Annotated in this window: 20 protein-coding genes and 1 tRNA gene; 3 read left to right on the top strand and 18 right to left on the bottom strand. The window is 60.4% G+C overall.

The window, feature by feature from the left end:
• Positions 1-55: 55 nt before the first annotated feature.
• Positions 56-1,015 (bottom strand): tRNA glutamyl-Q(34) synthetase GluQRS, encoded by a 960-nt coding sequence (gene gluQRS, locus G7Y31_RS00765; RefSeq protein WP_165011219.1) that lies wholly within the window; start codon positions 1,013-1,015, stop codon positions 56-58.
• A gap of 76 nt (positions 1,016-1,091) precedes the next feature.
• The gene (locus G7Y31_RS00760; protein ID WP_165011218.1) at positions 1,092-1,244 is read right to left on the bottom strand and encodes a hypothetical protein; all 153 of its coding nucleotides are present in this window, start codon (positions 1,242-1,244) and stop codon (positions 1,092-1,094) included.
• Positions 1,245-1,554: 310 nt separating this feature from the next.
• Between G7Y31_RS00760 and G7Y31_RS00755 the strand changes: the two genes are divergently transcribed.
• Both G7Y31_RS00755 and G7Y31_RS00750 read left to right on the top strand, forming a co-directional pair.
• Positions 1,555-2,256: a queuosine precursor transporter gene (locus G7Y31_RS00755; protein ID WP_165011217.1), complete on the top strand. Its 702-nt coding sequence runs from the start codon at positions 1,555-1,557 to the stop codon at positions 2,254-2,256.
• Positions 2,257-2,618: 362 nt separating this feature from the next.
• Positions 2,619-3,746, top strand: a complete 1,128-nt coding sequence (locus tag G7Y31_RS00750) for an HNH endonuclease signature motif containing protein (RefSeq protein WP_165011216.1) — start codon at positions 2,619-2,621, stop codon at positions 3,744-3,746.
• A gap of 290 nt (positions 3,747-4,036) precedes the next feature.
• On the opposite strand, the gene tgt is transcribed toward G7Y31_RS00750, so the two are convergent.
• The 6 genes from tgt to G7Y31_RS00720 form a co-directional block, all read right to left on the bottom strand.
• A complete protein-coding gene (gene tgt, locus G7Y31_RS00745) occupies positions 4,037-5,323 on the bottom strand; it encodes a tRNA guanosine(34) transglycosylase Tgt (protein ID WP_165011215.1) in 1,287 nt (428 codons plus the stop codon).
• 3 nt (positions 5,324-5,326) lie between these two features.
• Positions 5,327-7,729 (bottom strand): MMPL family transporter, encoded by a 2,403-nt coding sequence (locus G7Y31_RS00740; protein WP_165011214.1) that lies wholly within the window; start codon positions 7,727-7,729, stop codon positions 5,327-5,329.
• 123 nt (positions 7,730-7,852) lie between these two features.
• A tRNA-Ser gene (locus G7Y31_RS00735) sits at positions 7,853-7,940 on the bottom strand.
• A gap of 41 nt (positions 7,941-7,981) precedes the next feature.
• The gene (locus G7Y31_RS00730) at positions 7,982-8,182 is read right to left on the bottom strand and encodes a CsbD family protein (RefSeq protein WP_165011213.1); all 201 of its coding nucleotides are present in this window, start codon (positions 8,180-8,182) and stop codon (positions 7,982-7,984) included.
• Positions 8,183-8,275: 93 nt separating this feature from the next.
• Positions 8,276-8,725 (bottom strand): nucleoside deaminase, encoded by a 450-nt coding sequence (locus G7Y31_RS00725; RefSeq protein WP_165011212.1) that lies wholly within the window; start codon positions 8,723-8,725, stop codon positions 8,276-8,278.
• A 178-nt stretch (positions 8,726-8,903) separates the two neighbouring features.
• On the bottom strand, positions 8,904-9,428 hold the full coding sequence (locus tag G7Y31_RS00720; RefSeq protein WP_235923142.1) for a tRNA adenosine deaminase-associated protein: 525 nt from the start codon (positions 9,426-9,428) through the stop codon (positions 8,904-8,906).
• Positions 9,429-9,466: 38 nt separating this feature from the next.
• On the opposite strand from G7Y31_RS00720, the gene G7Y31_RS00715 reads away from it, so the two are divergent.
• Positions 9,467-10,483 carry a prephenate dehydrogenase gene (locus G7Y31_RS00715; protein ID WP_165011211.1) on the top strand — a complete coding sequence of 339 codons (1,017 nt, stop codon included), beginning with the start codon at positions 9,467-9,469 and terminating at the stop codon, positions 10,481-10,483.
• Between the two features lie 42 nt (positions 10,484-10,525).
• Here the strand turns inward: G7Y31_RS00715 and G7Y31_RS00710 are convergent, their stop codons facing one another.
• The 10 genes from G7Y31_RS00710 to G7Y31_RS00665 form a co-directional block, all read right to left on the bottom strand.
• Positions 10,526-10,729 carry a hypothetical protein gene (locus G7Y31_RS00710; RefSeq protein ID WP_165011210.1) on the bottom strand — a complete coding sequence of 68 codons (204 nt, stop codon included), beginning with the start codon at positions 10,727-10,729 and terminating at the stop codon, positions 10,526-10,528.
• A gap of 114 nt (positions 10,730-10,843) precedes the next feature.
• Positions 10,844-12,376: an IS1634 family transposase gene (locus G7Y31_RS00705; RefSeq protein ID WP_196823583.1), complete on the bottom strand. Its 1,533-nt coding sequence runs from the start codon at positions 12,374-12,376 to the stop codon at positions 10,844-10,846.
• Between the two features lie 191 nt (positions 12,377-12,567).
• Positions 12,568-12,897, bottom strand: a complete 330-nt coding sequence (locus G7Y31_RS00700; protein WP_165011183.1) for a hypothetical protein — start codon at positions 12,895-12,897, stop codon at positions 12,568-12,570.
• A gap of 355 nt (positions 12,898-13,252) precedes the next feature.
• A complete protein-coding gene (locus G7Y31_RS00695) occupies positions 13,253-14,008 on the bottom strand; it encodes an ABC transporter ATP-binding protein (RefSeq protein ID WP_165011182.1) in 756 nt (251 codons plus the stop codon).
• 3 nt (positions 14,009-14,011) lie between these two features.
• Positions 14,012-15,070, bottom strand: a complete 1,059-nt coding sequence (locus G7Y31_RS00690) for a FecCD family ABC transporter permease (RefSeq protein WP_196823582.1) — start codon at positions 15,068-15,070, stop codon at positions 14,012-14,014.
• A 41-nt stretch (positions 15,071-15,111) separates the two neighbouring features.
• Entirely contained in the window at positions 15,112-16,236 is a 1,125-nt protein-coding gene (locus tag G7Y31_RS00685) for an ABC transporter substrate-binding protein (RefSeq protein WP_425321664.1), read from the bottom strand.
• Positions 16,237-16,803: 567 nt separating this feature from the next.
• Positions 16,804-18,018, bottom strand: a complete 1,215-nt coding sequence (locus G7Y31_RS00680) for an ATP-grasp domain-containing protein (protein WP_165011179.1) — start codon at positions 18,016-18,018, stop codon at positions 16,804-16,806.
• Positions 18,015-19,226: an MFS transporter gene (locus G7Y31_RS00675; protein ID WP_165011178.1), complete on the bottom strand. Its 1,212-nt coding sequence runs from the start codon at positions 19,224-19,226 to the stop codon at positions 18,015-18,017. Before G7Y31_RS00675 ends, G7Y31_RS00680 begins: the two co-directional genes overlap by 4 nt.
• A 26-nt stretch (positions 19,227-19,252) precedes the next feature.
• Complete coding sequence (locus G7Y31_RS00670; RefSeq protein ID WP_165011177.1) at positions 19,253-20,104, bottom strand: ATP-grasp domain-containing protein; 852 nt, start codon at positions 20,102-20,104, stop codon at positions 19,253-19,255.
• 371 nt (positions 20,105-20,475) lie between these two features.
• Positions 20,476-22,137 carry an ATP-binding cassette domain-containing protein gene (locus tag G7Y31_RS00665; RefSeq protein WP_165011176.1) on the bottom strand — a complete coding sequence of 554 codons (1,662 nt, stop codon included), beginning with the start codon at positions 22,135-22,137 and terminating at the stop codon, positions 20,476-20,478.
• Positions 22,138-22,150: the final 13 nt, after the last annotated feature.

Here is a 22,150-nt window from a genome sequence, read left to right as displayed (position 1 = left end):
TACTAATTCATCAAATGAAGTATCTCGGCTCGAGTCACATCCCGTCATAGTCCGCTCACAGCCCGCCAAACACCACCGGCTCCCGCGGAATTGCTCCCCACGTCTCCACCAACTCCTGTGCCTCACGCGCCTGCGAGCCCAGGCTCGCCGCCAAGTAGGCAAAAACCTCGGCAACCGAGTGCGTTTGGCGCAGCTGCCGCAACGTCACCGCCCCATCCCGCTTAGACAACCGCACCCCCGCAGCGTTGAGCACCAGCGGAACGTGCACATACTCCGGCACCGGGTAGCCCAGCACACTAGCCAAAAAGGCCTGCCGGGGAGCCGAAGACAATAAGTCATCCCCCCGCACTACCTGGTCCACGCCCTGGAAGGCATCATCAACCACCACCGCCAAGTTATACGCCCAATCCGGGCCCGCCTCCGGCAACTGGGCCACATTGCCGCCACGACGCAAAATAAAGTCATCCACCTCCCCGGTATACTCCCCGGCCAGGCGATCCCGCACGCTAAACTCCCGCGCCTGCGCACGCAAACGGATCGCTGGCACCCTACCCGCCTGGGCAAGCTCAGCGCGCTTGGCCTCCCGCGCGGCAGCAGAAAGCTCCCGGCACGTCCCCGGGTACTGCCCCGGGATGGCATGCGGCGCCCGCGCCGCCTCCTGAATATCCCTGCGGGAGCAATAGCACTCATAGTGCGGCAGGCGCCCCAAAGCCTGGGCGTAAGCCTCATGGCGCTGGGACTGGTAGAGCACCTCGTCCCATTCCAAGCCCAACGCCGCCAAATCCTCCAACTGCCGCTCCGCCGACTCCGCCGAAGATCGCTGCGTGTCTATATCCTCCACCCGCAACACAAAGCGGCGGCCCGAACTGCGCGCACACGCCCAAGCCACCAGCGCCGTGCGCAAATTACCCACGTGCAAGTCCCCGCTGGGGCTGGGGGCATAGCGTCCGGCAGGGGCGGTATCGGCAAGCGCGGCATCAGCAGAGTTGGCGGGGGCAGGCTGGGAAGCAGACATAGCCCCACAGTCTAGCCGCACGCCACAGCCCCCGGCCTAGGCGCGAAACCCGGGGCGGGGGCTGAAAGGCTAGTTGCTACTTGGTGGCATTAGCAGCGGAGTCAGCAACGGAGGAAGCGGAGGAACCCACCGAGTTAGCGGTGGAGGAGCCTGCGCCGCCGAATGCGCCGATGATCTCCGGGAGGGTCTTGAAAATGCCGGTGATAGCGTCAATGATCAGAGTAATCATGATGGATCTCCTTCTAAGGTTGCAGTAACACGAACTACCCGTATTGGGGACTTGCTCTAACTGGCCGTCCTGAGCAAGTGATACATAGCCTATGCTGCGGAAATGGCGTTGAAAAGCTCGCCCAAAGGTGCACACCCACCCACCCGCGCGATGGCTACTAAAGTAGCCCCGGGCGCGCTGTCGTGTGCAGCGCGCATAGCCATTGGGCACCACGGCAGAGCTGCACCGGCGGCTACTTTCGTGCACACCCGCTGCCTCCATGCGCACCCGCTGCCGGAAGAAGCTAACCGCCGTGGAAAGATGAGCTGCCATGGAACAACAATCGGCAACCGCAACCACCCCAACCGGTGGCGAGAGCATCCGATTCATCCCGGTACAGTCCACCCTGTACCCGTGGCTGGTCACGGTGTTCGTCGTCACCTTCCTAATTTCGAACATCACCGCAACCAAAGGCGTCGCCCTAGGCCCGCTCATCACCGATGGCGCCTTCTTCCTCTTCCCCCTGGCCTACGTTGTGGGCGACGTACTCTCTGAGTGCTACGGTTTCACCTCCACCCGCCGGGCCATCTACATCGGCTTTGCCATGGCCATCCTGGCGGCCGTGTGCTTCTATATCGCGATTTGGCTGCCCGCCGCGGACTTCTATGAAGGCCAGGAGGCCTTTGCCGCCACCCTTGGGCTGCTGCCGCAGATTCTCCTCGCGTCCTTGGCCGGTTATTTGGTGGGGCAGCTGCTCAACGCGTGGACGCTCACGCGCATGAAAGCGCGCTCTGGTGAGCAAGGCCTGGTAGGGCGCCTGGTGGCATCCACCGTGGTGGGCGAATTTGGCGATACCCTCATCTTCTGCGCCATCGCCGCTCCCGTCATCGGCATTGACAGCTTTGGCGGCTTCTTGAACTACGTCACCGTGGGGTTTGTGTGGAAAACCCTGATTGAGATTGTGCTGCTGCCCCTGACCACCCGCGTTATCGCCTGGGTCAAGCGCCGCGAGGACTACGCTGCGCAGCCCTAGCCTGCCGATGCCCCTCCCGCGTGCGCCACAGTCCGTCCGTGCTCTCCGCGCAACGCAATCCGCGCCCCTCCCCGCGTGCGCGCCGCAGTCCGCCCGTGCGGCACAGACCGCCCGTGTTCCACGCAACCCATTTTGCGGACCCGCCCCGCGTGTGCGCCGCTGTCTTATTGCCGGGCCGAGCTGAGCCAGCGCCCCGTTTGCCCGTGCGGGGCTAGATTATGTCACGATTGTGGAATTCTTCCTGTGGAATTCTTCGACAATTGTCTAATAGAGTGCACATTTTCGGAGAGTTATCCACAGATTTCGGGTTTTCCCAAAATTCCCCTTGCGCAGGGTTGCGCAATCGCCTTAGCGTCACAACCATGAACGAGATCAACATCGCCGCCCTGCTAGGCAGCGTCATCGACGCACTGCCACAGCTAGAGCATGCCACCACCACAGACCTGGAGGGCTTAGGCGTTGCACCAGATACCGCAGAGTTCCTGGTGCGCCTCCACCGGCTGTACTGCGGGCCCGGTCAGCCTAGCCGCAGGCAAAGGAGCGCTATCAAAGGCGCCCGCCGCCACGGACACGGGCTAATAGCCATGCAAGAAATAGAACGCGAAGTCACCAAAACCAAAACCACCCAACAATGGAGAATGCGCCAACACCTGTGTGCTACACCCGCAGGCCAGTTCACCACTGTGGCGCGTAAACTACGCCGGGAATGGAACCCAAAGGATGACACCCCGGTAGAAAAAGTCTCTATACGCCGCTACGCCAACGGCACAGCCACCATGTCGATTACCGCACGCGATGTGGACCTTACCGATGTCTACGATGCCATCGACCAATCCGCCCCAGCAGAAAGCTTCTTTAACCTAGTACGCGGTGAAGGTGGTGCCGGGCGATTGAACTACATCCCCATGATTACCCTGCAGCTGGATACCTTCGCCAAGCTGCTCGCCGTCTCCGACTGCAACCACACCAGTGCCACCGGCACCGGTGCAGACCTCACGGGCAACACCCACACCAGTGCCACCACAGCCAACCCTGCCGGGGCAAACTTCGCCGATTCGGACATTGTTGTTCGGGCGAATAATGGGGCGCGGATGACTGGGAAAGAACTAGCTGAGCGCATTTTGCTCAAGCACGGGTTCGTCGCAATCCTAAGCCGGGTGCACGGTCCGGTGGATGTCTACCGTATGGAGCGCTTTGCTACCGACAAGCAGCGCCTCCTCCTTGCCGCGGAGAGCCCTGAATGTGCATGGTTGGACTGTCACGTGCCGTTTGATAAATGCCAGATCCACCACATCACGTCGTGGGCTGATGGTGGGGAAACCAACATCAAGAACCTCACGGTGTTATGCCCGCACCATAATGGTGCCAATGAAGACCACCCGCCAGGAGGAGTGCCCGTCCGGCGGGGCCGGATGACAAGGCTTGGTGGGCAGGTGGCTTGGCAGTCACCCGGTGGTGGTGTCCCGGTGCCGACTAGCCCCACCAACTAACCCGCGCGCCCGCAGCGCAGCGCAACGAGTAGCGCGGGCAGGCAGCGCGGCAAGCAGCGCAGCATCCCAGCCCCTCGGCAGTCGAAAACAGGCCGCCGGAGGGGCTAGACGTGCGGGCTCAGCGCAATAGTCGGCGTAGCGCTCCAAGCTAGCGGCGCAACCCAACGCAACTCAGCGCAACACCCCAGCCCCACGGCAGCCAACAACAGGCAGCCGGAGGGGCTAGACGTGCGGGCGGAGTTGGTGACTACGCGGGCGGCCCGGGTGTCTGAGGCGGAGGGCGAGCGGGGTTAGGGCTTGGCGGCGTAGTAGCGGCCCAGGAACTCGTCGCGGTAGGACTCGTAGTAGCCGCCGTCGATGGAGGCGCGGATGTTGTCGACGAGGCGAATCATAAACTCCAGATTGTGCATGGTGCACAAGGTGCCCGCCAGGAACTCCTTGGCTTTGAGCAAGTGGTGCAAATACGCGCGCGAATAGTTCGTGCTCACATAGCCGCCGAACTCCTCATCCACGCCGCTAAAGTCACGCTTAAAGCGAGCATTAGTCAGGTTCATCCGGCCATCCAGCGTGTACACCCCACCGCGGCGAGCCAAGCGAGTCGGCGCAACACAGTCAAAAGTATCCGCCCCGGCCTCGACAGCAGTAAAAATATCGTCCGGCTCGGAAATGCCCAGCAGATGACGGGGTTTGTCCTCCGGCAATTCATCGCACACCCAACCAACGATGGTGCCCAAGTTTTCCTTCTCCAAGGCCCCACCAATGCCAAACCCGCCAAAGCCGCGCTTGCCGGCGGCCTGGGCGGCATCGGAAAGCTCAAGCAAACCACGCGTAGCCTGGCGGCGCAGATCCTCATACTGGGCGCCCTGCACCACACCCCACAGTGACTGGCGGGGTTTATCCGCCCGCGATAGCGTCAAGCGGTGATGCTCCTCCAAGCAACGGCGCGCCCAGCGGTGCGTACGTGCCACGGACTCCTCCTGGTACTGCCGAGTATCCACCAGCGTGGTCAGCTCATCAAAGGCAAAGAGAATGTCCGCGCCCAGACCGTGCTGAATTTGCATAGAGACCTCTGGGGTGAAGCGGTGCTTGGAGCCATCGATAACGGACTTGAAGTCCACGCCGTCCTCATCGACCTGGGCCAAACGCTCCTTCTTCGCGGCGCGAATGTCCTGCTCCGTGAGGTTAGCAACATCCATGGCCAGTACCTTTTTAAAGCCCACGCCCAGGGACATCACCTGGAATCCGCCGGAGTCGGTGTAGGTGGGCCCGTGCCAGTTCTCGAAGGCGGCCACGCCTCCGGCGGCATCGACAACATCGTGGCCGGGCTGCAGGTACAGGTGGTAGGCATTAGACAAAATGGCCTGCGCCCCAGTGGAGCGAATCTGCTCCGGTGTGAGCGTCTTGACCGTCGCCTTCGTGGCCACCGGGATGAATGCGGGGGTGGCAATATCGCCGTGCGGAGTGTGGATGACTCCGGTGCGGCCATGCTTGCCGGGGCCGGGTTGGCCCAGGCGCGTGGTCACCTCAAAACTCAAATCTTGGTTCAGAGCGGGCGGGGTGTGTGCGGCAGTGTGCATGCGCTACACCTTACCGGCTGGCTCCGGGTGCCGCGCCTCCCATTCTTCCTCCAGGGCAGTTCCCTCAATGTCTAGAGTGGGCAGCAGGCGGTCCAGCCAGCGCGGCATCCACCAGGTGGCGCGGCCCATGAGGAACATGGTGGCCGGGACCAGCGACATGCGGATGAAGAAGGCGTCGAAGAGAATGCCCGCCGCCAGCGCGAAGCCGAAAATCTGAATGAACGGCAGCGGTTGGTTGATAAAGGCCACGAACACGGCAATCATGATGATCGCCGCAGCCGTGACCACGCGGGCGCCCTTGGTGAAGCCGATGATGGTGGACTCGTCCACCGGTGTGTACTGGTTGCCAGTGCCCTGGGGGTGGCGTATGTAGTGCTCCCGCATGCGGGTGACCAGAAAGACCTGATAGTCCATGGCCAGGCCGAAGGTCACGCCGATAAGGAAAATCGGCATGAAAGAAATCAGCGGCCCTGGCGCGGACACCAATCCCGTCAGACCGTCTTGCCATACCGCTACCGTGACGCCGAACGCGGCGGCCACGGACAATAGGAAGCCTAGGCCCGCTACCAGGGGCACCATGATGGAGCGGAAGACAACGAGCAGCAGCACAATCGCCAGGCCCACCACTACCGCAAGGTAGGGACCCATGGCGGCCTCGAGGCGTTCGGTGATGTCGAGCTGCACGGCGGTTAGGCCGGTCATGCCGACTTCGACTCCGGTGGCATCGGCAATTTCGGCATTGGCGGCGCGCAGGGCGGTGGCGGTGCCGACTGTGGTGGCATCGGTAGGCGCGGTGGTGGGAGTGACCATAATCTGGGCCGCTGTGCCTTCGGAGTTTAGGCCCACCAGCTGTGCGTGCTTGACCCCGCCCACTTGCTTGAGCTTGTCGGTGGCGTAGAGGAATGATGCCAAGGTGGCCTTGTCCTGAGGGCTGCCTTCCGGCTGGGAGTTGACCAGCGGCGCCAGTGCCGCAGAGTCCGGGTTGACGTCTTGGCCGTTGACAATAACCAGGAAGGGGCCGTTGACGCCGGGGCCGAAGCCGGCAGAAAGCAGGTCGGCCGCGCGGCGCTGGGTGGTATCCGGGTTGGAGGTGGTATCTGCTGGCAGTGCAAGCTCCATGTGCAGCACGGGGGCGGCCAGCGCACCCAGGCTGAGCACCACCCCGGCCATGATGAGCGCTGGCACGCGGTGGACCAGGCGCACCCAGCGGTTGCCCAGGGTCGTACGCTGCCGATGCCGCTTCCCCACCCGTGTCTGCGCCCGCGTAGGGTTGCCAGCAACTCCAGGGACGCGTCCGGCGAAAGCCTTGTCGCCAGCCAGTCCCAGCACGGCGGGCACCAGTGTGAGGGCTACCAGCACCGCCATAGCCACGGTACCTGCGGCGGCCAGGCCCATGGCGGTGAGGAAGCCAATTCGCGCGATGATCAGCGCGAAGAGGGCAATGAACACCGTCGCGCCGGCGAAGACCACCGAAGAACCCGCAGTGCCCACTGCCATGCCTGCGGCGTCGGGGCCGTCCATGCGGGAGCGTTCTTGGCGGTAGCGCGACATGATAAACAGGGCATAGTCGATGCCAACTGCCAGACCAATCATCACGGCCAACACCGGGGTGAGATCATTGAGTTCGACCCAGTGCGTGGCGATCATGACTCCCATCGCGCCCAGGCCCACGCCCACCACGGCGGAAATCAGTGGCATCCCGGCAGAGACCAGCGAGCCGAAGGTAAAAATCAGCACCAGGAATGCCACGGCCAGGCCAATAATCTCCGATGTGGAGTTGATGGCGATTTCATCGCCAAAACCCGCCCCACCGGCTTCGACCGTCAAGCCTTTGCTGCGGCCCAGCTCCATGGCTTGTGTGACCACGTCTTTATCTGCAGGATCCACGGAGTAGGGGCTTTCCGCATCAAAGTCGAAGGTGGTGTACGCAACGGTCTCATCTTTGTTGACCATGGCCAGGTTATCCGCGTCTTGGCGGGCAGTCTCTGCTGGCAGGCCCATGGAGGTGAATTGGTCGATTACCTGGCGTTGAATTTCCGGGGAGACGTCTAGGGGGTTGCCCCAGCGCTGCTGCGGTTCCAGGTTGAGGTGGGTGTTGATGTAGTCCACCACTTCTTGGACCGCTACGTAGTTGGCTGGGTCGCTGAGCTTTTGGCCTTCGGGGGCTTGGAACACCAAGTTCACCGAAGGCGCGTTGGCGGGGTTGCCTGACTCTGGGAAGAGCTCCATGGCGCGGTAGGTCGCATCAATGGCCGGCGTGCCCTTGATGGAGTACTCACTGGTCATGGGTTTCATCAGCGCGAGGGTGGCGCCACCAGCGGCGGCCACCAATAACACCCATGCCACAATGACCTTCCACTTGTTTAGGAAGGACCATCGGCCTACTCGGAACAGCAGCTGTGCCACGGTTTAAGTTCCTCTCTCCACGTGCCCGTTCTAGCACTCTCCGGGCCATTAGGCCCACTTTAACGGCCGGCGGGCGCAGCCAAAAATAAACCCCAACCTGTGTAAACAGGTTGGGGTCTGCGGCGGTGGCGGCGGGATTTGAACCCGCGGTTGGGGGTTACCCAACATTCGCTTTCGAGGCGAACACCTTCGGCCGCTCGGACACGCCACCGCGAACCAGCTTAAAGCAGTGGTCCGCAGTGAGCAAAATCCTTAGTCGCCCTTGAGCTTGCCGATGACCTCGTTGGCCTTGTCCTTCACGGCGTCTACAGCCTCAGAAGCTGCTTCCTTAACGTCGCTCTTGACCTGGTCAGCCTTGCCCTCGTTCTCAAGGTCAGTGTTGCCGGTGGCCTCCCCAATCTTTTCCTTTGCGGAGCCCAATACTTCATCTTTTTTGTTCTCGAAATCAGCCATGCCAACCATAGTACGTAAGTCCCACGGCCCCATGGGGTGAAATTAATCACATAACACCCCGTTGATGAGCGGTGCGAGGCTGGCAGGAAGCGTCTAATGGCCCGACGCCGGGCCCCGGCGGCCGGAAAAGAAGTCTGCTAGCAGCTGCGCGCATTCTGCCTCCAGCACGCCACCGCGCACCTGCGGCACGTGCAACGACCCCGGCGCGCGCGGGACTTCTACCAGCGAACCACACGCCCCGGTCTTGGGCTCCCACGCACCAAAGACGATGGACCCAATCCGGGCCCCCACCAGCGCGCCGGCGCACATGGCGCACGGTTCAAGCGTGACCACGACCTCGCAATCCGTCAGCCGCCAGGAATCCCCCAGCTCTTTTACCGCCGCGCGAATGGCCTCGACCTCCGCGTGCGCTGTAGGGTCGCGTCGCTCCTCCCGGCGGTTGACGCCGGTGGCTAGCACGTGTCCGGCGGCATCGTAGATAACAGCCCCCACCGGCACGTCACCCGGCGGGGTCGCAGCGGCAACGTCCAATGCAAATCGCATGCGCTCTTGTGCGCGCCGCAGCCCGGCCGCTAAAAGCTCGTTCGGTAGGTGTCCGTCCGCTAACTGCCCTTTCGCGAGCTGATCGTGCCTTAACTGCCCGTTCGGTAGGTGCCCGTTTGCCAGGTGGCCGGCCCCGAGTGGATTGCCTTTCCCGATGTGGCGGCCGCCCCCACTGGGTTTACTTCTCGATGGCTTCTTCGAGTTCATCCCCAAAGCCCAGCTCACCGGCAATACGCAGCAGCATATCGGAAGCGTAGTCCTCCTCGTTATCGATGATCGCCGCCAACTGGAACTCATCCAAACCCAGGTCTTCGAGGATGTCGAAGTCGCCGTCGCCAAAAGGATCAGCATCATCAAGCTCGGCCGGGTCAATATCTGGGACGTCTAGGTCGCGCAACTCCAGGAAACCTGCAGCAAAGGAGTCATCGACGGCCATAGTGGCATCGGAAAGCAACATGCGCACACCGCCGGGGACGGGACGGACCAGGACAAAATAGTCATCATCGACGCACAGCAAGGCTAAGGCGGCACCCTCTGCACGCAGGGCGCGCACCGCGTTGATGGAGGTGGCGGTGTCGGTGAAGTCCTCCTGGTAGGCCCGGACATCCCACGTGCCCTCCCCGCGCGCGGCGGTCACAGCGAAGGACAACAGTTCTGGCTGCTGCGACCCGCGGTTAACTTCGCGGTCAAATTCCATGCTCATACCTCGTCAGGTTAGTCGGAATATGCCACAATTGTCATGTGAATCCATATACTCTCTCTCGCCCCGTGTGCATTATTGGCCTCGGACTCATTGGTGGCTCGCTTTTGCGCGACCTTGCTGGACGCAACCACCCCGTATTTGGATACAACCATTCCACATCCGGGGCCCGGCGCGCCGCCAAGCAAGGCTACGATGTGGCCGATGACTTGACCACAGTCCTAACCCGCGCGGAAGCCGAGCAAGCACTCATTGTCATTGCCGTACCCTTTGGGGCCGTGGCCAGCGTATTGGACCAGATTGCCCAGCACGCCCCTACCACCGGGATTACCGATGTCGTCTCAGTGAAATCCCACGTCTATGAGCTGATTAAGCAGCGCGACATGCAGCACCGCTATGTAGGCGGGCACCCCATGGCGGGCACGGCACAGTCGGGCTGGGATAACTCCCAGCAGGGGTTATTTGCTGGTGCTGCCTGGGCGGTGACCTATGACTACGCCACGGAGGTGGACAAGGTCGGCCCTGAGTGGACGGCGCTGTTTAGCGACGTGGTGCGCCTGACCGCCATGGTCAAGGCCGAGGCCATGCCGGTGCGCGTGGACGGCCATGATGAGGCCGTGGCGCGAGTCTCCCACTTGCCGCACGTGTTGGCAGAATCCTTGGCCGTAGTTGGTGACCGCGGCGGGATCCTGGCCCAGTCGCTAGCCGCTGGTTCTTTCAAAGACGCCACCCGCGTGGCCGGTACCCGCGCAGAATTAGTGCGCCAGATGTGTGAGACCAATGCACCGGCAGTGGTCAAAGCCTTGGATGAGATCCTGGTGCTCCTACACGCCGCGCGCGATAGCCTGGCAGCGCCGGAGCCTTCTATTGCTGAGCTTGCCAGCGCTGGCTATAGCGCGCGCACCCGACTGGAGGCACGCTCCGGGGCACGCGCGGAGTCGGTGAGCCCGGTAAAAATTTCTTCCCGCCCCGTGTTGCGGCTATCCCCCGGCGGCCATGGCTGGGTCTCCCAGCTGCGCCAAGCGGAATCTATGGGTGGGCGCATAGAGGTGTTTTAGTCCGGGAGGGACCGCGGTCCTAGTCCCCGGGAACCCACAAACTCAGTCCCGGAAGTTGTCATCCCAGTGCTTACGGGACTTACCCGGATCAGGCGCTCGCCGCACCAGGGGCAGCGCCGCCAATCCCAGGGCTAGCCCCACCAGCAGCCACCACCAGGTTCCCGTAGCCAGGGCCATGACCCCGCCTAGGATGGCCCCAGCAATCACACCGGGATAACTGACGCGCAGATTGTCTGATTTAGCCATGTGTTTCATCCTTAGCCGTGTCTTGACTTAGCGTGTCTTGACTTAGCGTGTCTTGACCCGAAGCACTATTAGCGTGGCGAGCTCGCCGGCCCACGCGACCTGAGTTAGGTCATTTTAGTCAGATTTTGGGAGCTTTTCGATGAGCTCGCTGACATCGGCGGGTAGTGGGGCGTGGGCGTAGACGGTCTGGCCGTTAATGTTGAGGGTGATTGAGCGGTACTTTTTCAGTGTCCGGACCAGGCGCTTTAGTGATAGACCGGTGGCCTGTTCGAGAACATGGCCGCAGGCCATTGCGCACATTACTACTGCAAGATGGGCATCGATGGAGTCTTTCTTGCGGTGATAGATTGGCCTGGCCTGCAAATCTGATTTCGCCATCCGGAATGACTTCTCGATCTTGAATAACCGCCGGTAGGCATCAATGACTTGTTCTGCGGTGAAATCCAGGCGGTTGGTCTCATATCCCTTTATCCCGGCCAGTGCCCGGTGCTTTTCGGCGAGTTTGTAATTGACTGCCTTGTGTGGTGCCTTGAGATTGACATACCGATTTCGCTTCACTGGCACTGTGCCAGCTACAGCACGCTCAGCTTTTGCGACCTGCTCGGCTACACCTTTGAGCGTTCGGCGCGCCCGGTCCTGCGAGTACTGGTAGTACGTTACTAAACGAGTACCATTGCCATCTTGCTTATCCACCCCGGCCGGGTTCACGGCGCTCCAGATTTGGCCGTGTGTGTAGTCCTGGCCTGGGTGTTGTGTGCGCCAGGAGTTGATAACGGCAGGGATCTCGCGTTGCTTTGTCCCAAGGATGTAGCCCAGGCCTGCGTCAACGATGGCTTGTTTATTGGCTGCGGAGAACATTCCGGCATCTGCAACTACGGTGATGTCATCGAGGTTGTAGGCCTGGGCTAGGCGCTGAATCATCGGTAGCATCGTGTGGGTTTCTGCCCGGTTTCCTTCAAACGCCCCGATCGATAGCGGCAGACCCGTGGCATCAGTGAGCATGCCAACGGTGATTTGTGACTCTAGCCGACGTTCTTTAGAAAACCCGGTTTGCGCAGCTGCTTCTTTATCTGTTTCAAAGTACAGCGTGGTCACATCGTAGAGAACAATCACCCCGGGGCCAATACCAGCATACGAGGCAAGAGCGCCACTGATCCTGTCGAGAAACTCTGCCGTGGCATACCCAGGCAGATGGCGCTGAATCGTGCTGTAGGACGCTGATTGGACGCCTACTTCTTCTAGCGTTTCGATTGATTCGAATTTCGAACCTGGTGAGATAATCCTCGCTGCCACCAAGTCATAGAAGACACGATCATCTCCAGTGGCGGTATCCAACCCGAGCACGCTAAACGCGCCACGAATAGCATCGAGAAGATACCCAGCACGTTCGCTAGTGATGGCAAATGGACTATCAGCAGACCCCGTAGCACCCCGATTGCCCACACCACCTGTGGTGTCAATATCGAAGGCCAACTGGTCACCGTCAATCAGACGCTGCGCCTTGGCCACAAGCAGTGCTAATTCTTCATCGCTATGAGCCGATCCAATGTGGTCGAGCACCGGTTTGCGGTCAACATAGCGCCAGATCACCTGGACAGCCGTGGCCCCAGAGGCAGTCGGAACAGTACGGATACGAGGCAGAGACATACCCCACAGCATAATCCCACCCCCACAACCACCCTCTTAGTCAGACAAACCAGCACACCACAGACCCAACCATGCAGGTCAGCGTGTCAATATGATTCGAACCACACCAATTTGACCTAACTCAGGTTTCATCCTTAGCCGTGTCTTGTCTTAGCGTGTCTTGACTTAGCGTGTCTTGACCCGAAGCACTATTAGCGTGGCGAGCTCGCCGGCCCACGCGAGCGTTGCTGCCGCCACTTCCAGATGTAGGAGCGTACCACCCACACGCCCAGGTTGATTACGAACGTGCCCGCCCCAACCCCAATGAAACACAGTAGCTGTCCAATCCCGTCTTGCGAAGTCACCTCCGGAAATCCAGCACCCAAGGTAAAAGCCACAGCAAAGCCCAGGCCCGCCATGAGAGAGGACAGGACCAGTTCAGTGTTGCTATTAATCAGCCTTACTCCCAAGGATCCACAAGCCAGACACAACGTGACAACGCACGCGGCAATTTGCCATTCCGGATATTCTCCAGGTGCCATTTGCGTTAACGTCTCCATTGGCGAGGTAGTAGGGTTCCAACTCAACCAGATTGCCGGGGGAGCCAGCGCGCATAAGAACGCGACAGCGCACACCTTTTCCACACGCCTAAGGGCCGCAGTACCACCTCGGCTCTTGGTAGCCGCCAGCAAAGGAAAGCTCACGAAAAATGTAACCAGTAGGGGCAAAAGCAAATTGAGGATGAAGTCCACCAAATTGAAGTTCAGCATTTAGTATTGAGGTCCTCCGCCAACAACGTGCGACAAAAGAGCCTCATGACCAACTCCAAAGATAGGGAACAACGTGTTCCCCAGCACACTACGCCCCACCCGAATAGTTCGCAAGTGGTACCAAAAACTACCCACACGTCGTGGCGACGGGGCACACCACGGGTGTACCTTCATCATCGAGCACGCGGGCCCGCAGGCCGTAGACCTGTTCTAGCAGGTCGGCCCGCAGGACTTGGGCGGGAGTGCCATGCTCGACCACCTGGCCATCGGCAAGCACAAGCAATTGGTCGCAGTACCGCGCAGCCAGGTTGAGGTCGTGCAAGACCACCAGGGCCACGGCGTCACGCTCGCGGACTTCCTGGCGGGTGAGCTGCAGCAGCTCAACCTGGTGGCGCAGGTCCAGGGCGGAGGTGGGCTCATCCAGCAGCAGCACGTGGGGACGGCGCACCAACATCTGGGCCACGGCCACGAGCTGGCGCTGCCCGCCGGAGAGTTCCCGCACACTGCGCTGCGCCAGGCCAGCTATGCCCAATCGTTCCAGGGCCTCGGCACTGGCGGTCAAGGGGTCCTCGACGGCACCGCGGGCAGAAATGACCACGGACTCAAAGACCGTCAGACTGGCGCTGGAGAGCACATCCTGGGGCACATAGCCCAGTGCGCGTTGGCGGGCCCGGCCCTTCAACACGGTGCCGTCGAGCTCCACCTGGGCCTGGCCTGAGGCAATGGGACACACCCCTGCAACGGCTTTGACCAGGGTGGACTTGCCGGCAGCATTGGGTCCCACGAGGCCGGTGACCGTACCGGGCTCACCACAGCCAGCGCTGATCCCGCGGAGAACCTGGCGTCGACCATAAGAGACATGCAGATCTGTAATGGTTAACATCGCCTACCCCCAAGCCCCGCGCTTGCGGAAGAGCACCAGCCCCACGAAGAAGGGCACACCCACCAGGGCGGTAATAATGCCAATCGGGATCGCAATGCCTGGAACCATGCTGATAGACACTGCGTGCGCCCCGGCCAACAGTATGGCGCCACTAGCCATGGCAGCTGGGGCAAAGTAGCGCTGGTCCTCACCCACCAACATGCGCGCAACATGCGGGCCGACCAGACCCACAAAGCCGATGATGCCGGCAAAGGCCACCGCGCTGGCCGCCAGCAGAGAGGCCACCACCAGCGTGGATACCCGCAGGCGAGTGACATTAACACCCAGTGCCGCGGCGCGAGCATCGCCCAGACGCAGCGCGGTGAGCTTCCAGCCGTTAATCACCGTGAACGGGATGGCCAGGGCTAGGGATGCCGCAATAATCCCATTGGCCGCCCAGTTCGCGCGCTGCAGCGACCCCATGGTCCAAAACACAATTTGTTGCAGGGCCTCAGTGGTGGCGCGGTATTGCAGCAACGAGAGCATGGCCTGGAAAAGGAAGACCAGAGCGATGCCCAGCAGGATCATCGACTCTGCACTAGCGGACTTCCACACCGCCGCACCTGCCACGATGGCCACAGCCAGCAGGGCCGATGCCCACGCCACCGCCGCCAAATTAAACTGCGGGTGCGACACTAAGGACCACCCCAGCACGATGGAGGCAGCGCCTCCAAAGGCTGCGGCCGCCGAGATGCCTAGGGTAAATGGCTCCGCCAGCGGGTTGTCCAAAATAGTTTGCATGTGGGCGCCGGATAGTGACAGCGATGCCCCAATGAGGACCGCCATGGCCGATGCCGGTAGACGCAAAGTCCACAGCACCGTGCGGGTGGTGCTATCCACGCTATCCGGACGGAAGATGCCCTGGGCGACATCACGCACGCTTAAGTCCACTGGGCCAATGATCGTAGCCACCACAAAGGCCACCACTGCTCCCAGAGTCAGCGTCGCAATGATGGCCACCTTGCGGGCACTGGCTCGTCGATACTGCGCAATAATCGCGTCTTGATTAAGCGTTTGAGTCATTGCTGCCTCCTTTTGTGCAGGCCAGTGAGCAGGCCTGCGCATTAGCGGTGGGAGCCATTCAGGGTGGCAAAGAAGGTGCCGGAGAGTTCAAATGGCAGCCACTGCTTGTGGAAGGCGGCAAAGTCCGCCTCCGGATCTAGGTCCTTAAATTCCTCCGGGTGCAGCCACACGGCAAATTGTTCCAGGGCAAAGACGTTAAGCGGGGAGTCATAGAACTGGTGGTAGACCGCGTGCAGGTCGCCTTCCTTTGGTGCGCGCAGCTCGCTAAAGCCGGGGGTGGCCAGCAGGCCCTGCAGCGTCTTTGATGCTTGCTCTGGGGTGGCGGCATAGCCGAGTTCTACGTGCGGCAGGACCTCGGGCTTGTCTGGGTTCTTGGCCCAGGATCCACCGGTGGCAATGATGTGCTCAGGGTTCTGCTCAAGGATCTTTTCTGGGGTGAGGTCACCGGATTCGGTGTCCAAGAGGGAATCGGCAAGGTTGGTGCCACCTGCAGCCACCACCAGGTCGCCGAGGTTGGATTCCTTGACCGTGGCACAGCAGTCCTTCAGGCCCGCAGCACGCCACAGGAAGGTGGTGGGCTTGTCCTTGAGCTTCGCCGCACGCTGGGAAATCTCTTCGACCTTCTTGGTGTAGAACTCCGTGTACTCCGCAGCCTTGTCCTCGCGGTCAAAGAGCTTGCCGTAGACCTCAATGGACTTCGGGGTGTTCTCCAGGGGCTTTTGCCTAAAGTCCGTGAACACGTACTTCAGGCCCGCCTTATCCATCTTGTCCAAAAAACCATTGGATTCTGCGGCCTTCTTGTGGTCGAGGGTCATCACCACTACGTCCGGGTTGAAGGACAGCAGGTTTTCGACCGTGACATCGCCCTTGGCAATGTGGCCCACCCGCGGCAGGTCCTTGTAAGCGGCGTTTTCTTCCGCAAACTTGGCCTCGTAGCTCGGTGCGGCGGTGTGGAAGTCATTGCCCACCGCTACCACGTTGCGCAGCGGCTCATCCTTATCCAGCAGCGAGGTGGCAAAGAGTCCGCGGCCTTCTGCCAGCAAGATACGCTCCGGGCGCTTCTCAAAAGCCACGTCGCGCCCGGCCACGTCGGTGACGTGGAAGCTCCCGTTGGCCTTGGCGTCACCTGCCGCCATGGCGCTGCTGGAGCCAGCCTCGCTGCTCATGGCTTGGCTGGAGGTGGCCTGGCCAGAGGCGGATTCGCTGCTGGCAGAGCTCGAATCTGCCCCACCGGAGCAGGCGGCCAGGGACACGGCCACCAGCAAAGAACTTAATGCTGCAGTCCATCGCCGCGGACTGCCTACCAAACGCAAAGACATACGTGCGTACTCCATCCTGTGTGCTTTAAAATGACCCTTCAGAAGGGTAAACTAAGCCTAACCTGAGTTAGGGCAGGGTTAGATTACACCACGGGAAGCGCGGTGGGAATAGGTACCAAAATTCGGGGGTGATCCCCCGCCTTACCCAAGGAATCGTGTCCGGCTGTCGGAGGAAGCGCTAGAGGCAGCGTTTCCGCATGAAATAGATCCTGATGGTGGTCAACATTTGACCATTAGGCAATTAGGCCGAAAAAGAGGAAAGACCTACAAGGCGCAAATTGTCCTGCAGATCTTTCCCCACTCATAGCGAGGGACCTTGTCCTCACTTTCTCGGCCTTTATTTTTACCCCTGGAGAGCTTTAACGCAAATTACCCTAAAGCTCCAAGGATAGGGAAGAGTGTTCCCAGCACACCCTAGCCCAGTGCCTCCTCCACCGCGCGCAGAATCGCTGAAGCGTCGTCGCCCGCCACCAGCACGTGCGCATGCCGGTCGGCCGATTTCCCAATCAACCCGCGTTGCCCTGCAGGTTTCAGCACCACCGCCTCCTGCACCCCCGGGCACGCGGCCACCCGCTGGCGCCATTGCTCATCGGTCCCCTTCCACCCCGTCATATCCACAAACCGGATGGCAGCCTCCTGCGGGGACGGGTGACAGGCGGGGGCATCGGCAAGCTGCGGCCCTTGGCCAGTCACATAGGTCTGGAAGAGAATCTCAAAAGCCGTGGCCCCTATAGACCAGCGCATCATATCCGCAATCCGGTCCCCTCCCACGCGCCCATGCGCTTCAATCAGCTTCGGCCCGGTGGCACTCAGAATGAACTCAATGTGTGAAAGCCCAAAGCGGTACCCTACCGCCGCGAGCACCTCCTCCGCCGCAGCAAACAGCGCCATAGTCTCTTGCTTGCCGATGCGCGCCGGTTGCAGCTGGCCAGTTTCCACCAGGCCCGTAGCCCCACCCGTAGTTTTCTGCGTAACCACCAGTGGAAAGTACTGGCCGTCCCAGCTCAGGCCTTCCACCGAAAACTCGGGGCCGAAGAATAATTCCTCTGCCAGGAAGCTCTCCCCCGTCAGCTCAACGGAGTGTGCTTGTGCCTTATCGCGCACCGTGAGCACGTCCCTACTTCCAGAACCACGATTAGGTTTGAGCACGACACCATTAGGGCAGGATTCCAGCAACTGTACTACCACTGCGGACGTGCTGGTGGGAGTGGCGTCGGGAGTGCAAGTGGCGGCAGCGGCATCGGCAGACACAGTCCAAAACTGCCCATTGAGGCGGTGCCCGGGCCCCAAGGTGCAACGCAAACGGTGCTTATCGCGCATGCTCTCCAAGGACGTGAAGTTGGGAAGGTGCTCCACCTCCCAGCCAAAAAACGTATTGACCATCAGGGCACACTGCGCGGTGTCATCGCCCAGACCGATGCACATTTGTCGCTGCGGTGAAGATTCCGCTACCCCGGCAAGCGCCTGAGCCACCAGCAAAGGGTTCTTAGCATCTGCAACCTCAATAATCGGATACCCTGCGAGATCATGGTGGTCTGCACCGGGCGCAACCACCGCAATGCCTTCGCCGCCCTGGGACTGCGCAGCCTCCATAATGGCTTTGCGGGCCTCTAATATATAAAAAATCATGGGGTTTTTCTCCTACTTAGGGCCACCGCGCAGCCAATGCCGACCAGCCCAACGGGCAGGGTTAGCGCACCAACTCCGCCAGCAGCGTCAAATGTATCTATCAAACGGCCGCCCCCAAAAGAACACAGCAGTGAGGCCACACCGCTGACCGTGGCGGTAATTCCAAAGGCTTTTGTAAGCCCGCTGCCGGACTGCCGCAGTTGTGCTGTGACCTCGTCCAAGGTCGGACTTATCAACAATTCCGCCAGGGAAAATACCGTGGCGAAGGCAATGGCGCTAATTATTGAGGGGCTGGTGAGCAGGATTAAGAATGCGACCTCAAACAGCACAAAACCGGCGCCCAGAATGATTTCTGCAGCGATGTTTTTCAGCGCCTTGACAATTAGCAGGTACTGCAACGCCAATATCAACACCGCGTTACCGGTAAATATCCAGGAAGAGCCAAGATGAGTACCAAAGCCCGCAGTGGCGTAGATGGGCACCACCAGATTCCACTGGGAGTAGATGGCCCAATAACAAAAGGTACATACCAGCAGTAGTACGAAGGGGCCATCCAGCCCGGTGCTGCCGCGGCCAGAGTTGGCGGCGGGGTGCGGGGCTACTGTAGCCTGAGCCGCCGCAGTATCAGCTTTTGCAGCGTGGGCTTCCGCAGCGTCGGCTTCCGGCGGCTGGAATTTAACAAATGCTAGCACCACGGCCAGCAGCACATATGATGCCGTGGCCAGGTAGACAATTTGCGTGAAAGAAATTTTGAGGTAAAGCAATCCGCCCACAGAGGGCCCCACCAATGCACCCAGGTTCACCGCAATGGAACGCAAAGTAATAGTATTGCGCGAAGCCGAAGTACGCATCAATTCCGTCTTGATGGCCAAGCCATTGGCAGAGCTGCCCAAACTAGCCACAATGGCGCCCACAATATAGACGGGTGTACCCACCGGGAATGCAAAGACCAACAGGCCGGCCGTGCGCACCACCAGTCCCGCCACGGCCAATGCCTTGGATCCCAACCGCGCGTTGAGAGACCCGATTACTCCAGACAGGATGAGGCCCGTGCCCGAGAGGAACCCCAGGATAAGCCCCGCGCTACCTGGGGACTGTCCACGTGCAATCAGTTCTAGGGCAATTAGCGGATAGAACATGAATGTTGTGATTCCGGAGATCACAATCGCAGCTAGCAGAATGCCAACCCGGGACTTCTGCGTACCCATACCGGGGATCAGTGTAGTGGCTGGGCTCATTCGATAACCACCGAAAGACTCTGCGCTGCCGCTATGGCTCGGTCCTGCGCCAACTCGGGCGTGGGTGCCACCGCAGATACATTGCCAATGCGCGCCCGGTACGTCCCCAACTGCTCAATCTGCGAACCCAGCGTCTTTGCGGGGTGCCAGGTAGGTTGGCCAGGAAAGGCGTTCAGGCCCTCCGCGCCCTCCACACGCTTGAGCTTGCCCAGTCTGTGTGCGTACAGACTGACATGGCTGTGGCCACCCCGAACTTGCCGATGCCCCGGCACCTCAACGTCTGCGCCCAATGCCTCATCAATCACCATCGCATAGGGGTCATAATTCGTACACGCAGCCACCGCCGGGGTGATCAATGCTCCCGCCATTCGTGCATTGAGTTCCACCAGCTCGAAGCCTTCGCGCGTCTGAATAAACTCCACATGCGCAAATCCGGCATTGTAACCAAGGGCTTCCAGTACGCTGTGCGTCCACTCGCGCGCGGAATCTTCCCATGGAGTCCCGTGTGCATGTGGGAAGGTCTTGACCACCTCTACAAATTCCGGTGGCTGCGACATGATTCGATTGGTTATGCCGAAAAAGTAGAAACTCTTGCCATCCGTGTAGCACTCCGCCGAATATAGCGGGCCTTGGTGGTAGGGCTCGATAACCCACTGCACTTCCTGGTCCGGCGTCGCGTTATGCGACTGGCGAAATTCCGCTAGCTCCTCAGCTGTACTGATAATGCGAATGTCTTGCGATCCAGTTCCGCGGCGTGGCTTAGCGATGAGCGGAAACCGCCACGCACCGCCTGCTGCTTCCGCGCTGGTATCTCCGTTTTTTCCGAATAGGTCCAGTTGCTTGCGCACCCACTCCTTGTCCCGGAACCGTGAGAGCTCGCTCGCGCGAAAATCTGCTGGCAAACCTGAACTCATCGCGTAGTTGGGCCGCCATCACTCCCCACCCATCCGTGGGGCTAGCAACTGCAGCAAGGTCGTCACTGTTCTTGGACACATAGTCCTGCAGTACCCGGTAGTCGCTGGTGTCAATATCTACAAACTCGGCCCCTTCAGCATCTGGGTACAGACTGCGGTCTGCCGTGGCGATGTGCAGCCGGTAACCGCGCTCTGCGGCCCGCTGGGCCACAAGGGCATTGCCAGCAGCCATTGACTCAATCAGCAGGATATTTTTCACCACTGCGCTAACTCCTCATCTGCCTGCCAATATCTAGTTAGCCAGATTACACCACGGGTGATTGTGTTGTGTCCCATACCCTCTGTCCCTCCCCTCCCAACGACAACACGCGCCAGCCGCCCAGCTGCTCGATGAACAACTGGTCATGCGATGCCACGACAACTGCCGCAGACGTGGAATTGAGGTGCTCAAGGAGAACCCCAACAAATTCGCGGGAGATGTGGTTCGTGGGCTCATCCAGCAGAACTAAGCCAGCCGGCACCGCCAGGCATGCCGCCAATTGCAGCCTGCGCAGCTGCCCCATTGACAGGGTCGAGGCCTTAATCGACAGCTCGCTAGCTGGAACTGCACAAGAATCAATGACGTACTCCGCGCTGCTGCCAAATTCCTCCTCACACAGCTGCCTCACTGTCCGGTTCAAGTCCCACTGCGGCGGGACTTGCGGCAAGTATGAGATTGTCAGTGCTGGATTGACCGCCAGTTTCCCGCTCCGAATGGCAAGCTCTCCCGCCAAGGCTTTCAATAAGGTGGATTTCCCAGATCCATTAGGGCCATAGAGAAGGAGCTTGTCCCCGCCGTCAACCTCAAGCTCCCCCGGTAGGGACACCTCGCGGGTAATCACCAACTCAGATGCTCGAAAGGCCCACTCCTCCTGCGCGCTAGAAACCACCGGAAGGTTGAACTCCTGCGGCGGCGGTGGCACCTCAACCAATTCAGCTTCCATACGACCAATCAGGCGTTCCGTGCTCTTCAAGATGGCCGCCGTCTTGGAGGCCCGTGCGTTCCGGTAGGTGCCTTTGGGCGGGCGCCAACCCGTAATCTGCTTAGCCCGGTAGCCGACCATCCGCCGCTCTAGCTCGGCCTTCCTCTCGCAGTATTCTGCGTAGTCTTCGCGCCAGCGCACAAGTGCCGCGGCCTTCTTCTCTTTCCAGCTAGACAGGCTGCCCACGTAGACGCTATGGCTGCCGTCCCTGGTAGGGTCCAAGTCAAGAATCGAGGTGGCAAATCTCTCCACGAAGCCGCCGTCATGGGTAACAACCACTGTGCCGCCGCGGCGCTGGGCAAGCTGGCCGTTCAGAAACTCAATCGACGCCTTATCAAGATGGTTGGTGGGCTCGTCCAGCAGCAGAAACTGGGGTTGTAGCGCCAACGCGATTGCTAGCCGCACCCGATATTTCTGCCCAGTCGATAATGACTCCAGCGGAGCCTGGAGGTAAGGCATCATTCCAAAAGCATCCAACGCCTTTTCCAGCCGCCACTGAGTATCCCATGCCCCCACGCGGTCGGCCCTCTCAAGCAGCTCCGCAAGGCGTTCTTGCGCACCAGGGATTTCACCTGATACCTCTTCCGAGGCCACTTCGATCTGTTGGAGCAATTCCACCGATTCCGCCAGCATGGATTCAACGTATTCCTTTACCAGCGTCTGCGGTGGCGCCTCAAGGTTCTGCTCAACAAGGAAGACACTGCCCACCCGGCTCAATTCACCGGCCGATGGCGGCAATGAACCATAAAGAATGTGCAGGAAGGTGGATTTACCCACCCCGTTCTTTCCCATGATTGCCAGCTTCGTCGAGGAATCGACAGTGACATCAAGGTCTTCAAAAAGCGTGGTTCCGTTTCTCACCGAAGCCAGCCCGGTTGCCTTTATGCTGGCCTTGGCAGGTCCGCCCGTGTCAAACGTGACACCATCAATATGAGCGTTTTTCATCATTTCCTCACTT

Origin of the sequence: Corynebacterium lizhenjunii, assembly GCF_011038655.2 — a bacterium.
GTDB classification, from domain to species: Bacteria; Actinomycetota; Actinomycetes; order Mycobacteriales; family Mycobacteriaceae; genus Corynebacterium; species Corynebacterium lizhenjunii.
The sequence above is the reverse complement of the archived record's forward strand: the minus strand, read 5'-3'. Positions and strand labels throughout refer to the sequence as shown.

What these genes read in the sequence shown, in the direction of transcription:
- gluQRS (WP_165011219.1), bottom strand. Translation starts at nt 1,015, where the DNA reads ATGTCTGCTTCCCAGCCTGCCCCCGCCAACTCTGCTGATGCCGCGCTT.
- G7Y31_RS00760 (WP_165011218.1), bottom strand. Translation starts at nt 1,244, where the DNA reads ATGATTACTCTGATCATTGACGCTATCACCGGCATTTTCAAGACCCTC.
- G7Y31_RS00755 (WP_165011217.1), top strand. Translation starts at nt 1,555, where the DNA reads ATGGAACAACAATCGGCAACCGCAACCACCCCAACCGGTGGCGAGAGC.
- G7Y31_RS00750 (WP_165011216.1), top strand. Translation starts at nt 2,619, where the DNA reads ATGAACGAGATCAACATCGCCGCCCTGCTAGGCAGCGTCATCGACGCA.
- tgt (WP_165011215.1), bottom strand. Translation starts at nt 5,323, where the DNA reads ATGCACACTGCCGCACACACCCCGCCCGCTCTGAACCAAGATTTGAGT.
- G7Y31_RS00730 (WP_165011213.1), bottom strand. Translation starts at nt 8,182, where the DNA reads ATGGCTGATTTCGAGAACAAAAAAGATGAAGTATTGGGCTCCGCAAAG.
- G7Y31_RS00725 (WP_165011212.1), bottom strand. Translation starts at nt 8,725, where the DNA reads ATGCGATTTGCATTGGACGTTGCCGCTGCGACCCCGCCGGGTGACGTG.
- G7Y31_RS00720 (WP_235923142.1), bottom strand. Translation starts at nt 9,428, where the DNA reads ATGAGCATGGAATTTGACCGCGAAGTTAACCGCGGGTCGCAGCAGCCA.
- G7Y31_RS00710 (WP_165011210.1), bottom strand. Translation starts at nt 10,729, where the DNA reads ATGGCTAAATCAGACAATCTGCGCGTCAGTTATCCCGGTGTGATTGCT.
- G7Y31_RS00705 (WP_196823583.1), bottom strand. Translation starts at nt 12,376, where the DNA reads ATGTCTCTGCCTCGTATCCGTACTGTTCCGACTGCCTCTGGGGCCACG.
- G7Y31_RS00700 (WP_165011183.1), bottom strand. Translation starts at nt 12,897, where the DNA reads ATGGCACCTGGAGAATATCCGGAATGGCAAATTGCCGCGTGCGTTGTC.
- G7Y31_RS00695 (WP_165011182.1), bottom strand. Translation starts at nt 14,008, where the DNA reads ATGTTAACCATTACAGATCTGCATGTCTCTTATGGTCGACGCCAGGTT.
- G7Y31_RS00690 (WP_196823582.1), bottom strand. Translation starts at nt 15,070, where the DNA reads ATGACTCAAACGCTTAATCAAGACGCGATTATTGCGCAGTATCGACGA.
- G7Y31_RS00685 (WP_425321664.1), bottom strand. Translation starts at nt 16,236, where the DNA reads ATGAGCAGCGAGGCTGGCTCCAGCAGCGCCATGGCGGCAGGTGACGCC.
- G7Y31_RS00680 (WP_165011179.1), bottom strand. Translation starts at nt 18,018, where the DNA reads ATGATTTTTTATATATTAGAGGCCCGCAAAGCCATTATGGAGGCTGCG.
- G7Y31_RS00675 (WP_165011178.1), bottom strand. Translation starts at nt 19,226, where the DNA reads ATGGGTACGCAGAAGTCCCGGGTTGGCATTCTGCTAGCTGCGATTGTG.
- G7Y31_RS00665 (WP_165011176.1), bottom strand. Translation starts at nt 22,137, where the DNA reads ATGAAAAACGCTCATATTGATGGTGTCACGTTTGACACGGGCGGACCT.